At 44.3% G+C, this 14,908-nt stretch carries 15 protein-coding genes and 1 other annotated feature; all 15 genes read left to right on the top strand.

Annotation, left to right across the window (positions count from 1 at the left end; genetic code table 11):
- Nucleotide 1: 1 nt before the first annotated feature.
- The 15 genes from EV146_RS24525 (at nucleotide 2) to rpsG (ending at nucleotide 14,873) form a co-directional block, all read left to right on the top strand.
- On the top strand, nucleotides 2–511 hold the full coding sequence (locus EV146_RS24525; protein WP_121610325.1) for an NYN domain-containing protein: 510 nt from the start codon (nucleotides 2–4) through the stop codon (nucleotides 509–511).
- A gap of 117 nt (nucleotides 512–628) precedes the next feature.
- Nucleotides 629–1,234, top strand: a complete 606-nt coding sequence (sigH, locus tag EV146_RS24520) for an RNA polymerase sporulation sigma factor SigH (RefSeq protein ID WP_132011336.1) — start codon at nucleotides 629–631, stop codon at nucleotides 1,232–1,234.
- A gap of 113 nt (nucleotides 1,235–1,347) precedes the next feature.
- Nucleotides 1,348–1,497, top strand: a complete 150-nt coding sequence (gene rpmG, locus EV146_RS24515) for a 50S ribosomal protein L33 (protein ID WP_121610324.1) — start codon at nucleotides 1,348–1,350, stop codon at nucleotides 1,495–1,497.
- Between the two features lie 43 nt (nucleotides 1,498–1,540).
- Nucleotides 1,541–1,720: a preprotein translocase subunit SecE gene (secE, locus tag EV146_RS24510; protein WP_121610323.1), complete on the top strand. Its 180-nt coding sequence runs from the start codon at nucleotides 1,541–1,543 to the stop codon at nucleotides 1,718–1,720.
- Nucleotides 1,721–1,973: 253 nt separating this feature from the next.
- Complete coding sequence (gene nusG, locus EV146_RS24505) at nucleotides 1,974–2,507, top strand: transcription termination/antitermination protein NusG (protein WP_132011326.1); 534 nt, start codon at nucleotides 1,974–1,976, stop codon at nucleotides 2,505–2,507.
- 168 nt (nucleotides 2,508–2,675) lie between these two features.
- Nucleotides 2,676–3,101 carry a 50S ribosomal protein L11 gene (gene rplK, locus EV146_RS24500; RefSeq protein ID WP_158287211.1) on the top strand — a complete coding sequence of 142 codons (426 nt, stop codon included), beginning with the start codon at nucleotides 2,676–2,678 and terminating at the stop codon, nucleotides 3,099–3,101.
- 107 nt (nucleotides 3,102–3,208) lie between these two features.
- A complete protein-coding gene (rplA, locus tag EV146_RS24495) occupies nucleotides 3,209–3,952 on the top strand; it encodes a 50S ribosomal protein L1 (protein WP_338419229.1) in 744 nt (247 codons plus the stop codon).
- 51 nt (nucleotides 3,953–4,003) lie between these two features.
- Nucleotides 4,004–4,143, top strand: a sequence feature (ribosomal protein L10 leader region).
- Nucleotides 4,144–4,171: 28 nt separating this feature from the next.
- Nucleotides 4,172–4,672, top strand: coding sequence for a 50S ribosomal protein L10 (gene rplJ / locus EV146_RS24490; protein ID WP_121610318.1), 501 nt, complete (start codon nucleotides 4,172–4,174; stop codon nucleotides 4,670–4,672).
- A 54-nt stretch (nucleotides 4,673–4,726) separates the two neighbouring features.
- Entirely contained in the window at nucleotides 4,727–5,092 is a 366-nt protein-coding gene (gene rplL, locus EV146_RS24485; RefSeq protein WP_121610317.1) for a 50S ribosomal protein L7/L12, read from the top strand.
- Nucleotides 5,093–5,193: 101 nt separating this feature from the next.
- Nucleotides 5,194–5,817 carry a class I SAM-dependent methyltransferase gene (locus EV146_RS24480; protein WP_132011325.1) on the top strand — a complete coding sequence of 208 codons (624 nt, stop codon included), beginning with the start codon at nucleotides 5,194–5,196 and terminating at the stop codon, nucleotides 5,815–5,817.
- Between the two features lie 219 nt (nucleotides 5,818–6,036).
- Nucleotides 6,037–9,597: a DNA-directed RNA polymerase subunit beta gene (gene rpoB / locus EV146_RS24475; protein WP_132011324.1), complete on the top strand. Its 3,561-nt coding sequence runs from the start codon at nucleotides 6,037–6,039 to the stop codon at nucleotides 9,595–9,597.
- 208 nt (nucleotides 9,598–9,805) lie between these two features.
- Entirely contained in the window at nucleotides 9,806–13,405 is a 3,600-nt protein-coding gene (gene rpoC / locus EV146_RS24470; RefSeq protein WP_132011323.1) for a DNA-directed RNA polymerase subunit beta', read from the top strand.
- A 179-nt stretch (nucleotides 13,406–13,584) separates the two neighbouring features.
- Complete coding sequence (locus EV146_RS24465) at nucleotides 13,585–13,833, top strand: 50S ribosomal protein L7ae-like protein (protein ID WP_132011322.1); 249 nt, start codon at nucleotides 13,585–13,587, stop codon at nucleotides 13,831–13,833.
- A gap of 105 nt (nucleotides 13,834–13,938) precedes the next feature.
- Nucleotides 13,939–14,361: a 30S ribosomal protein S12 gene (rpsL, locus tag EV146_RS24460; RefSeq protein ID WP_090749686.1), complete on the top strand. Its 423-nt coding sequence runs from the start codon at nucleotides 13,939–13,941 to the stop codon at nucleotides 14,359–14,361.
- A gap of 41 nt (nucleotides 14,362–14,402) precedes the next feature.
- Nucleotides 14,403–14,873, top strand: a complete 471-nt coding sequence (rpsG, locus tag EV146_RS24455) for a 30S ribosomal protein S7 (RefSeq protein WP_132011321.1) — start codon at nucleotides 14,403–14,405, stop codon at nucleotides 14,871–14,873.
- Nucleotides 14,874–14,908 lie beyond the last annotated feature (35 nt).

Raw genomic sequence — 14,908 nt, 5'->3', positions numbered from 1 at the left:
AATGGACATCCTGCTTGTAGATGGATACAACATTATCGGTGCCTGGCCAGAATTAAGAGTGCTGAAGAATAAAGACCTTTCAGCTGCAAGAGACCTTTTGATTGAGAAAATGGCTGAATACCAGGCTTATACAGGCTATCGCGTAATTGTGGTTTTTGATGCCCATTATGTGCAGGGAACGGAAAAGAAGTTTAAAAATCATGAGGTTGAAGTCATTTTTACAAGGGAAAATGAAACGGCAGATGAGCGGATCGAGAAAATGGCAATAGCGTTAAATAACAGATTGACACAGATTCATGTTGCGACTTCAGACTTTACCGAACAATGGGCGATTTTTGGACAAGGTGCCTTGCGTAAATCAGCAAGGGAGCTTTTTACAGAAACCACCGTCATTGAAAAAAAAATCGAAAAAAAAGTGGAGAAAAACTATAAAAGGAAACCTGTCACAAAGATTCCGCTCACAGACGAAATGGCAGAAATTTTTGAAAAATGGCGCAGAGGCGGCAGCTGACCTGTTGACGCTAAAAAAATTTCTGCTGTATAATATTTCTATATAAGGAATAGTACGGGCGGAGGGGATCTAGTGAGTGTGAATTCCGGTGTAACGCAGGCCGTAAAGTACTTGGAAATGGAAGATGAAGAAATAGTAGATGCCGTCCACAATGGGGAAAGTGAGGCACTTGATTATCTTATCCGTAAGTACCGAAACTTTGTCAGGGCAAAGGCAAGATCCTACTTTTTAATAGGTGCTGACAGGGAGGACATTGTCCAGGAGGGGATGATTGGCCTGTACAAGGCTATTCGCGACTTCAAGGGGGACAAGCTCAGTTCTTTCAGAGCCTTTGCAGAACTCTGTATTACGAGACAGATTATTACCGCAATCAAAACAGCCACTAGACAGAAACATATTCCACTAAACTCATATGTATCCCTTGATAAACCAATATACGATGAAGAATCCGACAGAACCTTGATGGATATGCTGTCGGGAGCGAAAATCATGGATCCAGAAGAACTGATCATCAACCAGGAAGAATTTAACCTGATAGAAGTCAAAATGGACGAGCTTCTTAGCGATCTTGAAAGAAAGGTGCTGGCACTTTACCTCGACGGCCAAACCTATCAGGAGATTTCCGAAGAGCTGAACCGCCATGTAAAATCGATCGACAACGCCTTACAGCGGGTAAAAAGAAAGCTGGAGAAATATTTGGATGTCAGAGAGCCTTCGATATAGAATTTATCCTTATATGCAGTCCCTGAAACTCGAATAACAATTCCTATATGGCTTATTGACACATTCTATCAGCCGTGATACAGTTTTAAAGACATTAAGATAGCAGGTGTATGATGAGAAAAAAGATAACGCTTGCTTGTGTTGATTGCGGGTCACGCAATTATACAACTGCGGGCAGCAAAGAGAACCAGACCGAGCGCCTTGAACTTAAGAAGTTCTGTAATAATTGCAACGCTCATACTGTTCATAGGGAAACAAAATAACGCAGATAGATTTATAGTTATTTCCATAGTTGGAGGTTACAGAATGCGCATCACTAAGTTTTTACCTGAAGTTGCAAGCGAAATGAGAAAGGTCAGCTGGCCGAAGCGCAAGCAGCTTGTTCGATATACCATTACTGTTTTAACCACTGTCATCATAATGGCTTTATTTTTCGCAGTCCTTGATCTTGGTATTTCTGAATTGATTCGTTTAATCCTTGAATAACCCCTGCCAACTCATGGTATAATGGAGTATAACGCAGGATAAATCTAAAAAGCCCGGTTTACGGGTTTTTTCATTTGCTTTAAAAGTGTTGACGCAGTTATTGGCTCCAGCTGCAGTGCCAAACCCTGGAAGACATAGGACGTGCCCGGTGAAATTCCAGAACGAAGGTCCGCGGGGGATGTCCTTATGACGTTGAAGGTCGGCAGCGCTGCGCATTTCATAGTAGGGAGGGAAGGACATTTAGTCCTCTTTAATGGAAAAGAATTGGTATGTTGTTCATACGTACTCTGGATATGAAAATAAGGTTAAGACAAATTTAGAAAAACGTGTAGAAACAATGGGTATGCAGGATAAAATTTTTCGTGTAATCGTACCTGAAGATGAAGAGACCGATATCAAGAACGGCAAGAAAAAGGTAGTTAAACGAAAAACATTCCCCGGTTATGTTCTAGTGGAACTGGTTATGACTGATGACTCATGGTATGTAGTCCGCAACACGCCAGGAGTTACTGGATTCGTAGGATCAGCCGGATCTGGCTCCAAGCCGACCGCCCTGCTTCCGGAAGAGGTGGCGTTTATCCTGAAACGCATGGGCGTGGAAGAACAGCGTGTGGACTTCGATTTTGAACTGGGTGAAACAGTCCAGGTGAGTGAAGGGCCGTTTACTAACTTCACTGGCACGATTGAAGAGATTGATAAGGATAAAGCAAAACTTAAAGTTTTGGTCAATATGTTCGGCCGCGATACCCCAGTTGAATTGGAATTTTCACAGATTAAAAAAATATAACTTGAAATAACTTGAAATCATAATTGAAAAGTGGTAATATTTCATAGGTCAGTATGTCTCAGATAACGGGACTGACATAGATCATGTCTTTTATTTTAGATAAAGACTGCATTGAGTGGGAGGGCAGAGCCCTATTACCACATCACGGACTTTAAGGAGGTGTGTCTCGTGGCTAAAAAAGTAATTAAGATTGTAAAATTGCAAATCCCTGCTGGTAAAGCAAATCCAGCGCCGCCGGTTGGTCCAGCACTTGGTCAAGCTGGTGTTAATATCATGGGATTCTGTAAGGAGTTTAATGCTCGTACAGCTGATCAGGCTGGTTTGATCATTCCTGTTGAAATTACGGTATTTGAAGACCGTTCCTTTACATTTATTACGAAAACTCCTCCTGCTGCCGTTCTTTTGAAAGTAGCAGCTGGAATCCAGTCTGGTTCTGGTGAACCAAACCGTAATAAAGTGGCAACAATCAAGCGTGACAAGGTACGCGAGATTGCTGAACAGAAAATGCCTGACCTGAACGCAGCAAGCGTTGAAGCAGCTATGCTCATGGTTGAAGGTACTGCACGCAGCATGGGAATTGTCATCGAAGACTAATTTTCAGGGTAGTGCAGGGGATGATGGGGTTGCGATGCTGAAAATTTTTCACTCGCAACCTTTGTACTGTCTGGCTCCGGCGCCTGTGGCGTCCGCAGCCTTTCTACGTGGGAGGTTATTCCGCTAAAACCACATTCAAGGAGGAAATAAAAATGGCTAACAAAGGTAAAAAGTATCAAGAAGCCGCTAAGCTTGTAGATCGTACAAAAGCTTACTCTATTGCAGAAGCTATCGATCTTGCGAAAAAGACAAGCGTTGTTAAATTCGATGCAACTGTAGAAGCTGCATTCCGTCTAGGAGTAGATCCTAAGAAAGCAGACCAGCAAATCCGTGGAGCAGTCGTTCTTCCAAACGGAACTGGTAAAACTCAGCGTGTCCTTGTTTTCGCAAAAGGCGAAAAATTAAAAGAAGCTGAAGCTGCCGGTGCAGATTATGTTGGGGATGCAGAGTACATCAATAAAATTCAGCAAGGCTGGTTTGATTTTGATGTAATCGTTGCTACACCAGACATGATGGGTGAAGTTGGTAAGCTTGGCCGTGTATTAGGACCTAAAGGCTTAATGCCAAACCCTAAAACAGGCACAGTTACATTCGATGTAACAAAAGCTGTCAATGAAATCAAGGCAGGTAAAGTTGAGTACCGTGTTGATAAAGCCGGTAATATTCATGTGCCTATTGGCAAGGTTTCTTTCGAAGATCAAAAGCTTGTTGAAAACTTCAACACAATTTTTGATACAATGATGAAGGTTAAGCCTTCTGCAGCAAAAGGAACATACATCAAAAACGTTACTGTTTCCACTACAATGGGACCTGGCGTAAAAGTAGATCCTTCAACTACAGCTGCAAAATAATTCCAATTGACAATCTATAATAGATTTTATATAATAGATTCTGTTGTGAAAATAAACTAAACATTTGTACCGCAGACAGCAGGTGCCACATGGCTTAATCTCCTGCCGAGGTCATACGATAGATAAACTTGTACCACTATTGTATATGCCTCCTTGTCTGCATAAGGCACGGAGGCTTTTTATTGCCCGGTATAAATGAATTTAACAGGAGGTGTAAAGATGAGCAGTGTTATCGAAACAAAAAAACTGATCGTTGATGAAATTACCGATAAGTTAAAATCAAGCAAAACAGCAGTTGTTGTTGATTACCGCGGATTGACTGTTGCACAAGTAACAGAACTTCGTAAACAGCTTCGTGAAGCAGGCGTAGAATTCAAAGTGTACAAAAACACAATGACTCGCCGTGCGGCTGAAGCTGCTGATCTTGCTGGCTTGAATGATGCATTGACAGGCCCTAATGCAATTGCATTCAGTGCTGACGATGTTGTCGCTCCAGCAAAAATTCTTAATGATTTTGCTAAGCAAAATGATGCATTGGAAATCAAAGCTGGTGTCATCGAAGGAAATATTGCTACAGTTGAAGATGTAAAGGCTCTTGCAGACCTACCATCTCGCGAAGGCTTGCTTTCTATGCTACTCAGCGTGCTTCAAGCACCTATCCGCAATCTTGCTCTTGCTGCAAAAGCAGTTGCAGAACAAAAAGAAGAACAAGGCGCGTAAGCTGATCTACGTTTAACCATAAAAAAACAACCACTCTAAGGAGGAAATTTAACAATGACTAAAGAACAAATCATTGAAGCAGTTAAATCCATGACTGTTTTAGAACTTAACGATTTAGTAAAAGCAATCGAAGAAGAATTCGGCGTAACTGCTGCAGCTCCTGTAGCAATGATGGGCGGAGCTGCTGGCGGCGCTGCTGTTGAAGAGCAAACTGAATTTGACGTGGTACTTGCTTCTCCAGGAGACCAAAAAATCAAAGTTATCAAGGTTGTTCGTGAAATCACAGGCCTTGGACTTAAAGAAGCAAAAGAACTTGTTGACAACACTCCAAAAGCTGTTAAAGAAGGAGCTTCTAAAGAAGAAGCTGAAGAAATCAAAGCTAAGCTTGAAGAAGTTGGAGCAAACGTTGAAGTTAAGTAATAAAAACCTGAAAAAAGCTCGCTGTCAAGCGGGCTTTTTTTGACTGGAGAAAAATGAGAATATAAGCCCTTTTTCCCATAAAATGTGCGGAGGTGGCTGTTGTGTCAAATCACTACTATTCAAAGAATCCTGAAACGGAAAGTGCTCCTGTCTACTGGGACTTTCAATTAAAGGGCCGGTCATTTCGGTTTAAGACCGACAGAGGCGTATTTTCCAAAAAAGAAGTGGATTATGGATCACGTTTATTAATAGAAGCATTTCAGCTTGAGCAGAATGGCCTGGTTCTAGATGTCGGTTGCGGTTACGGTCCTATAGGTATCTCTCTGGCAAAGTCATTTCCGGAAACTACGGTACATATGGTCGATGTCAATGAAAGAGCTCTTGGGCTTGCCCGGGAGAATGCCATCTTGAATCAGGTGGATAATGTTAAGATATATGAAAGTGATCGTCTCACTCAAGTGGAGGAAACTCAATTCCAGGCAATTTTGACGAACCCTCCAATCAGGGCTGGGAAAAAGGTCGTTCATGAAATATTTGAGCAAAGTGCGGGACATCTTGCGGATACAGGAGAATTATGGGTAGTCATCCAAAAAAAACAAGGAGCCCCTTCTGCAATTGAGAAGCTCGAAACGTTATTTGGACAGGTAGACGTGGTAGAGAAGAAGAAAGGGTATTTTATTATCCGTGCACGTGCAAAAAAAGTTGACTCCCGTATAGGGCTATGATAATATTGTAAAATGCCAATAGATTAGGTTTCTCTATAATGCTAAAATAAACGAATTAAGTATAATTTTGGTCATTAAGGGAAAACTAACAAAATAATTGTTCGTTGAAGGAAATGTGGTTTTTGGACGAGAAAACCCTTTTTCTTTTTGTCTTGTGAGTGATCAGCAAGAGATGGACACGATTATGGAATATTACGCTTGATTTAAGGGGTGAATCAGTTGACAGGTCAACTAGTTCAGTATGGACGACACCGCCAGCGCAGAAGTTACGCACGCATCAGTGAAGTATTGGATTTGCCGAATTTGATTGAAATTCAAACGGCGTCCTATCAATGGTTCCTTGATGAGGGACTAAGAGAAATGTTCCAGGATATTTCTCCAATTGAAGATTTTACTGGTAACTTGTCGCTTGAATTTATTGATTACAGTTTAGCCGAACCAAAATATCCAGTGGAAGAATCCAAGGAAAGGGACGTTACGTACTCTGCTCCATTAAGGGTAAAAGTCCGCCTTGTTAATAAAGAAACTGGTGAGGTTAAAGACCAGGATGTCTTTATGGGTGATTTCCCTTTAATGACTGAAACTGGAACTTTCGTTATCAATGGTGCCGAAAGGGTTATCGTATCCCAGCTAGTACGTTCTCCGAGCGTATATTACAGCGGGAAAATGGATAAGAACGGAAAGAAAGGCTTTTCTGCCACCGTTATTCCTAATCGCGGAGCCTGGCTCGAGTACGAAACAGATGCGAAAGACGTTGTATATGTAAGGATCGATCGTACGAGGAAGCTCCCTGTTACGGTTCTTTTGCGTGCTCTTGGCTTTGGTTCCGATCAGGAAATTATTGAGTTGATCGGTGATAATGAATATATCCGCAACACTCTTGAAAAAGACAACACAGAAAGTACTGAAAAAGCGCTTCTTGAAATTTATGAGCGTCTTCGCCCTGGTGAACCGCCAACAGTAGACAATGCGAAAAGCCTGCTAGTATCTAGATTCTTCGATCCAAAGCGCTATGATTTGGCTAATGTTGGTCGCTATAAGATCAATAAAAAGCTTCATATTAAAAATCGTTTGTTCAACCAGAAATTAGCTGAGACTCTTGTCGATCCTGAAACTGGTGAAATCATTGCGGAAAAAGGTGTCACACTTGACCGCCGCACACTTGACAGAATTATTCCTAATTTAGAAAAAGATGTGGGCTTTGGCACACACAGACCTGTTGGCGGTGTGGTAGAAGAGGACATCCTGCTTCAATCCATAAAGATCTTTGCTCCAAATGATGAGGGAGAAAAAGTGATTAATGTCATTGGCAATGCATATGTCCAAGAGCCAGTCAAAAATATCACTCCTGCCGATATCATTGCGTCAATCAGTTATTTCTTCAACCTTCTTCATGGTGTTGGAGATACAGATGACATCGACCACTTGGGGAACAGACGTCTGCGCTCTGTTGGTGAGCTCCTTCAAAACCAGTTCCGTATTGGTTTATCCAGAATGGAACGTGTGGTTCGTGAAAGGATGTCCATCCAGGACACGAACACAATTACGCCACAGCAGCTTATTAATATCCGACCGGTTATTGCGTCCATCAAAGAGTTTTTCGGAAGCTCCCAGCTTTCCCAGTTCATGGATCAGACCAACCCGCTTGCTGAATTGACGCATAAACGCCGTCTTTCTGCATTGGGACCTGGTGGTTTAACACGTGAACGCGCCGGCTTTGAAGTGCGTGACGTTCACTATTCCCACTACGGACGTATGTGCCCGATTGAAACTCCTGAAGGTCCGAACATTGGGTTGATTAACTCATTGTCGTCCTTTGCGAAAGTGAATCGCTTCGGTTTCATTGAGACACCATATCGCCGTGTTGATCCGGAAACAGGCAAAGTTACTTCTCACTTTGATTATTTGACAGCTGATGAAGAAGATAATTATGTAGTTGCACAGGCAAATGCCCTTCTATCCGAAGACGGTGCATTCCTGGACGAAATGGTGGTAGCCCGTTTCCGGGGTGAAAACACTGTTGTTCCGCGTGACCGCATTGATTATATGGATGTATCGCCAAAGCAGGTAGTATCTGCAGCGACTGCATGTATTCCTTTCCTGGAAAACGACGACTCCAACCGTGCCCTTATGGGAGCGAACATGCAGCGGCAGGCAGTTCCGTTGTTAATGCCGGAAGCTCCAAGAGTAGGAACAGGAATGGAGCACGTTTCCGCGAAGGATTCAGGTGCTGCTGTAATCTGTAAGCATGAGGGAATCGTTGAGCACGTGGAAGCACGCGAAGTTTGGGTCCGCCGTGTCAAGGAAGTTGACGGGCAGGAAGTAAAAGGCGACCTGGATAAGTACCGTATGCTCAAATTCGTTCGTTCTAACCAGGGAACCTGCTATAACCAGCGGCCGATTGTAAGTGTTGGCGACCGGGTGACGAAAGGTGAGATCCTTGCTGATGGACCTTCTATGGAAAAGGGAGAACTTGCCCTTGGCCGTAATGTCCTTGTAGCCTTCATCAACTGGGATGGCTATAACTACGAGGATGCAATCATCATGAGTGAACGTCTTGTAAAAGACGATGTATATACATCTATCCATATTGAAGAATACGAGTCTGAGTCACGTGATACAAAACTTGGACCTGAAGAAATTACACGTGATATCCCGAATGTTGGTGAAGATGCACTTCGCAACCTGGATGAGCGTGGAATTATCCGCATCGGTGCAGAAGTCAAGGACGGCGACTTGCTGGTCGGTAAAGTTACACCAAAAGGGGTGACCGAGCTGACTGCAGAGGAGCGCTTGCTGCATGCTATCTTTGGTGAAAAGGCCAGAGAAGTACGCGATACTTCCCTTCGTGTACCACATGGCGGCGGCGGTATCGTTCATGATGTGAAGGTGTTCAACCGTGAAGATGGAGATGAGCTTCCTCCAGGTGTAAACCAGCTTGTACGTGTCTATATCGTTCAGAAGCGTAAAATCCATGAAGGGGATAAGATGGCCGGACGCCATGGTAACAAAGGGGTTATCTCCCGTATCCTTCCAGAAGAAGATATGCCTTATCTTCCTGATGGAACGCCTGTTGATATCATGTTGAATCCATTGGGGGTTCCATCCCGGATGAACATCGGTCAGGTATTGGAGCTTCATTTAGGAATGGCAGCGCGCTATCTTAATATTCATGTTGCATCCCCTGTATTCGATGGTGCCCGTGAAGAAGATGTATGGAATACAATTGAAGAAGCAGGAATGGCCAGGGATGCCAAAACCGTCCTTTATGATGGCCGTACCGGAGAACCGTTTGATAACCGTGTATCTGTCGGGGTCATGTATATGATCAAACTGGCACACATGGTTGATGACAAACTTCATGCCCGCTCTACAGGTCCTTATTCTCTTGTTACACAGCAGCCACTTGGCGGTAAAGCCCAGTTTGGCGGACAGCGTTTCGGAGAGATGGAGGTTTGGGCACTTGAGGCTTATGGAGCTGCTTATACACTTCAGGAAATTCTGACAGTCAAGTCGGATGATGTCGTCGGACGTGTGAAAACGTATGAAGCAATTGTTAAAGGAGAAAACGTGCCAGAACCAGGTGTCCCTGAATCATTCAAGGTATTGATGAAGGAACTGCAGAGCCTTGGTATGGACGTGAAAATCCTTTCAGGTGACGAAAAAGAAATCGAAATGCGGGACTTCGATGAAGACGATGATCTGCAGCATGCTGAAACTTTGACCATTGCCCCTGAATCAGAGGATATTGATTCAGAAAAAGTAGGATCTAAAGAATAATTTAAAGAGATGGCCAGTGCTCTTGGCACCTGGCTGTCGCATTCGATATTTATATAGCTATAGCGTCTGGACGCCGGGCTGAAGTTAGATTGCTAGCTTATGCCTGGCGGACTTGAACGGAGATGTGAAGCTGGCCTTGGCCGGCTCATCTCTGTCAAGGCGCTTCCGCTTTCGGGTAAAACCCTAGATTAAAAGGGAGGTAGGCCCCTTGCTGGATGTCAATAATTTTGAATACATGAAGATTGGCCTTGCATCACCGGACAAGATTCGTTCATGGTCTTTTGGTGAAGTCAAAAAACCGGAAACAATTAACTACCGTACGCTTAAGCCGGAAAAGGACGGATTGTTCTGCGAGCGTATCTTTGGACCAACCAAGGATTGGGAATGTCACTGCGGCAAGTACAAGCGAGTGCGCTACAAAGGTGTCGTCTGTGACCGATGCGGCGTTGAGGTAACTCGTGCTAAAGTTCGTCGTGAACGCATGGGCCACATTGAGCTTGCTGCTCCTGTATCTCATATTTGGTACTTTAAAGGAATCCCTAGCCGTATGGGACTCGTTCTTGATATGTCGCCGCGTGCCCTGGAAGAAGTGATCTACTTTGCATCATATGTAGTTACTGAAACGGGAGATACGGCTTTAGAGAAAAAGCAGCTGCTCTCAGAAAAAGAATATCGTGCTTATCGAGATAAGTATGGCACTAAGTTCCAGGCATCGATGGGTGCAGAAGCAATCAAAAAGCTGCTTTCCGATATCGACCTTGATAAAGAGGTAGATGCATTGAAAGAGGAACTGAAAACTGCCCAGGGTCAGCGCAGAACCCGTGCGATCAAGCGTCTGGAAGTTCTGGAGGCGTTCCGCAACTCAGGAAATGAGCCATCTTGGATGATCCTTGATGTACTTCCTGTAATTCCTCCTGAACTCCGCCCAATGGTTCAGCTGGATGGCGGACGTTTCGCTACTTCCGATTTAAACGATTTATACCGCCGTGTTATCAACCGTAATAACCGTTTAAAGCGACTTCTGGATCTGGGTGCTCCAAGCATTATCGTTCAAAACGAGAAAAGGATGCTTCAGGAAGCCGTTGATGCTTTGATCGACAATGGCCGCCGCGGCCGTCCTGTTACGGGACCGGGTAACCGTCCGTTAAAATCTCTATCTCATATGCTAAAAGGGAAACAAGGCCGTTTCCGTCAGAACTTGCTGGGTAAACGTGTTGACTACTCCGGCCGATCTGTTATTGTTGTCGGCCCTAACTTGAAGATGTATCAATGCGGCTTGCCAAAAGAGATGGCCCTTGAACTTTTCAAGCCTTTTGTTATGAAGGAACTTGTACAAAAAGGGTTGGCGCATAATATCAAATCGGCGAAACGCAAGATTGAAAGAGTGCAGCCGGAAGTATGGGATGTCCTTGAAGATGTCATTAAGGAGCATCCGGTATTGCTTAACCGTGCACCTACTCTTCACAGGCTTGGAATCCAGGCATTTGAGCCTACCCTTGTGGAAGGACGTGCAATCCGTCTTCATCCGCTGGTATGTACGGCATATAATGCGGACTTCGACGGTGACCAGATGGCTGTTCACGTGCCGCTTTCTGCTGAAGCACAGGCTGAAGCCCGCCTGCTAATGCTTGCGGCCCAAAACATCCTGAATCCTAAGGACGGTAAGCCAGTTGTTACTCCATCCCAGGACATGGTTTTAGGAAACTATTACCTTACTCTTGAGAGAGAAGGAGCAGTTGGGGAAGGCATGATCTTTAAAGATACCAACGAAGCTCTCATTGCTTACCAGAACGGATATGTTCATCTTCATACTCGAGTTGCGGTCCATGCCGGGTCACTTGGCAACCAGACATTTAATGAGGTACAAAACAGCCAGCTCCTTCTGACAACAGTAGGAAAGCTGATCTTTAACGAAATTCTTCCGTCTTCGTTCCCGTACATCAACGAACCTACTAAAACAAACCTGGAGGAGAAAACTCCTGAAAAGTACTTTGTTGAAAAAGGTACTGATGTTAAGGCGATCATTAAAGATATGCCGCTTGTTGATCCATTCAAGAAGAAAATCCTGGGGAATATCATTGCGGAAGTATTCAAGCGCTTTGCTATCACGGAAACTTCTAAAATGCTTGACCGGATGAAGGATCTTGGCTTCCGCTATTCATCCAAAGCGGGAATCACTGTCGGTGTTGCTGATATCGTGGTCCTTGGAGAGAAGCAGGAAATCATCAATGAAGCACAAACAAAGGTTGACAATGTCATGAAGCAGTTCAGACGCGGTCTAATTACCGAGGATGAGCGTTATGACCGTGTTATTTCCATTTGGAGTGCTGCGAAAGATACCATTCAGTCTAAGCTGATGAAATCCCTCAGCAAAACGAACCCAATCTTCATGATGAGTGACTCTGGTGCCCGTGGTAATGCATCCAACTTCACTCAGCTTGCAGGAATGCGCGGATTGATGGCTAACCCGGCTGGCCGGATTATCGAGTTGCCTATCAAGTCCAGTTTCCGTGAGGGTCTGACAGTATTGGAATACTTTATTTCCACGCACGGTGCACGTAAGGGTCTTGCAGATACAGCTCTTAAAACAGCTGACTCAGGTTACCTGACACGTCGACTTGTTGACGTAGCCCAGGATGTCATTGTCCGTGAAGATGATTGCGGAACAGACCGCGGCCTGGATGTCAGAGCATTGAAAGATGGCACTGAAGTCATCGAGCCGTTGGATGAGCGCTTAATTGGACGTTATGCTAGAAAAGCAATCAAACACCCTGAAACAAACAAGGTGCTTGTTGCTGAAAATGACCTGATTACCGAGGATCTTGCCACTGAAATCGTTGAAGCTGGCATTGAGGAAGTCTGGATTCGATCTGCCTTTACATGTAATACAAAGCACGGAGTATGTAAGAAGTGTTATGGCCGTAACCTTGCTACCGGTCAGGAAGTTGAGGTTGGTGAAGCCGTAGGTATTATTGCAGCTCAATCAATCGGTGAACCAGGAACGCAGCTTACAATGCGTACATTCCATACAGGCGGGGTTGCCGGTGATGACATTACCCAGGGTCTACCTCGTATCCAGGAATTGTTCGAAGCCCGTAATCCTAAAGGTCAGGCCGTTATTTCGGAAATCTCCGGTGTAGTCGTAGGGATTAATGAAGGCCGCGACAGGCAGCATGAAATTGTTGTGCAGGGTGAAGTTGAATCCCGCACATACACGGCCCCGTATACGGCAAGGCTCAAAGTGGCTGTAAACAGTCAGGTTGAACGTGGTCAGGAGCTGACAGAAGGTTCAATTGATCCAAAAGAGCTGTTAAGGGTTAAAGACGTTAAATCTGTCCAGGAGTACCTGCTTCGTGAGGTACAAAAGGTTTATCGGATGCAAGGTGTTGAAATCGGCGACAAGCACGTCGAGGTAATGGTTAGACAAATGATGAGGAAAATCCGAGTTATTGATGCCGGAGAAACTGAAGTTCTTCCAGGTACGCTTCTGGAGATCCATCAATTTACAGAAGCAAACCGCAAGGCACTGCTGGAAGGCAGATTGCCAGCTACTGGACGTCCGGTTCTTCTTGGTATTACCAAGGCATCTCTTGAGACAGATTCATTTTTGTCTGCTGCATCTTTCCAGGAAACAACAAGGGTTCTTACCGATGCTGCAATCAAAGGCAAGCGGGATGAACTGCTTGGCCTGAAAGAGAATGTTATCATCGGTAAACTTGTGCCAGCTGGTACAGGCATGCAGCGCTACCGCAGAGCAGAGCCGGTACTGAACAGTGAAACTGCAGATGACACAGTTACCGTAGATTAAAGCATTAATTTCCCATTAAACATACGGCACTTCCTGATATTTGGGAGTGCCGTCCTGTTTCAATGGTATTGGCATTTTAAGGAATATGAATAAAATACGATAACAATGTTGACATCTATTCCGGGAGATGCTACTATATCAAAGGTGCTCCTATTTACCTGTTACTTTGGAGGATGCAAATGTCTTACGAAAAAGTAGCACAGGCGAAACACCTATTTATAGGAACTAGGCAAACAGTAAAAGCTCTGAAGGCTGGCAAGGTTAACGAGTTAGTCCTGGCCTCGGATGCAGACCCGGTTATCAAATCCATGTTGCTGCAGGCCGCTTCTACAGCAGATGTACCAGTGACATATGCAGATTCGATGAAGAAACTAGGTATAGCATGCGGGATCAATGTTGGAGCCGCTGCTGTTGCGATACAAATGTAAAAACTGTTTTTGTGGTGCCTTGAGCCTGCAAGAACTTTGTTTTTTGGCAAAAAATGAACCACCTGGATGTGTGGGTCTACCAAAGAAGTGAAAGGAGGAAAAATAATGCCTACAATTAACCAATTAGTACGCAAACCTCGTAAATCAGCCGAGGAAAAATCTAAATCCCCAGCGCTAAACAAAGGCTATAACAGCTTTAAAAAAGCGCAAACCAACCTTACTTCTCCACAAAAGCGTGGTGTATGTACTCGTGTTGGTACAATGACTCCAAAGAAGCCAAACTCAGCGCTTCGTAAGTATGCCCGTGTACGTTTGACTAACGGAATCGAGGTAACAGCATATATTCCTGGTATCGGCCACAACCTGCAAGAGCACAGTGTTGTTCTTATCCGTGGCGGACGTGTAAAGGACTTACCAGGGGTACGTTACCATATCGTTCGTGGAGCACTTGATACAGCAGGCGTAAACAACCGTATGCAAGGCCGTTCAAAATACGGTACTAAGCGTCCGAAAGCACCAAAGAAATAATAATTAAACTATAAACACCCTTTTTGAAAGGAGGAAATAATATGCCACGTAAAGGTCCAGTTGCAAAAAGAGACGTATTACCGGATCCGATTTACAATTCAAAGTTAGTTACTCGTTTAATTAACAAAATGATGATCGATGGCAAGAGAGGTAAATCCCAAAAGATTTTATACTCTGCATTTGATATCATCGCTGAGCGTTCAGGAAAAGAGGCAATCGAAGTATTCGACCAAGCGCTTAAGAACATCATGCCTGTACTAGAAGTAAAAGCACGCCGCGTGGGTGGTGCTAACTATCAAGTTCCAGTTGAGGTGCGCCCAGACCGCCGTACTACTTTAGGTCTTCGCTGGTTGGTTAACTACGCTCGTCTTCGCGGTGAAAAGACCATGGAAGAGCGTTTGGCTAACGAAATTCTTGATGCAGCCAACAACACTGGAGCATCAGTTAAAAAGCGTGAAGATACACACAAAATGGCTGAAGCAAATAAAGCATTTGCTCACTATCGTTGGTAATCTTACCTTTAAAAATAAAACACTCATACATGGAA

The sequence above is a fragment of the Mesobacillus foraminis genome (assembly GCF_004340465.1).
GTDB lineage: Bacteria > Bacillota > Bacilli > Bacillales > Cytobacillaceae > Mesobacillus_B > Mesobacillus_B foraminis.
Note: the sequence above shows the minus strand (reverse complement) of the source record. Positions and strands in the feature narration are given on the sequence as shown.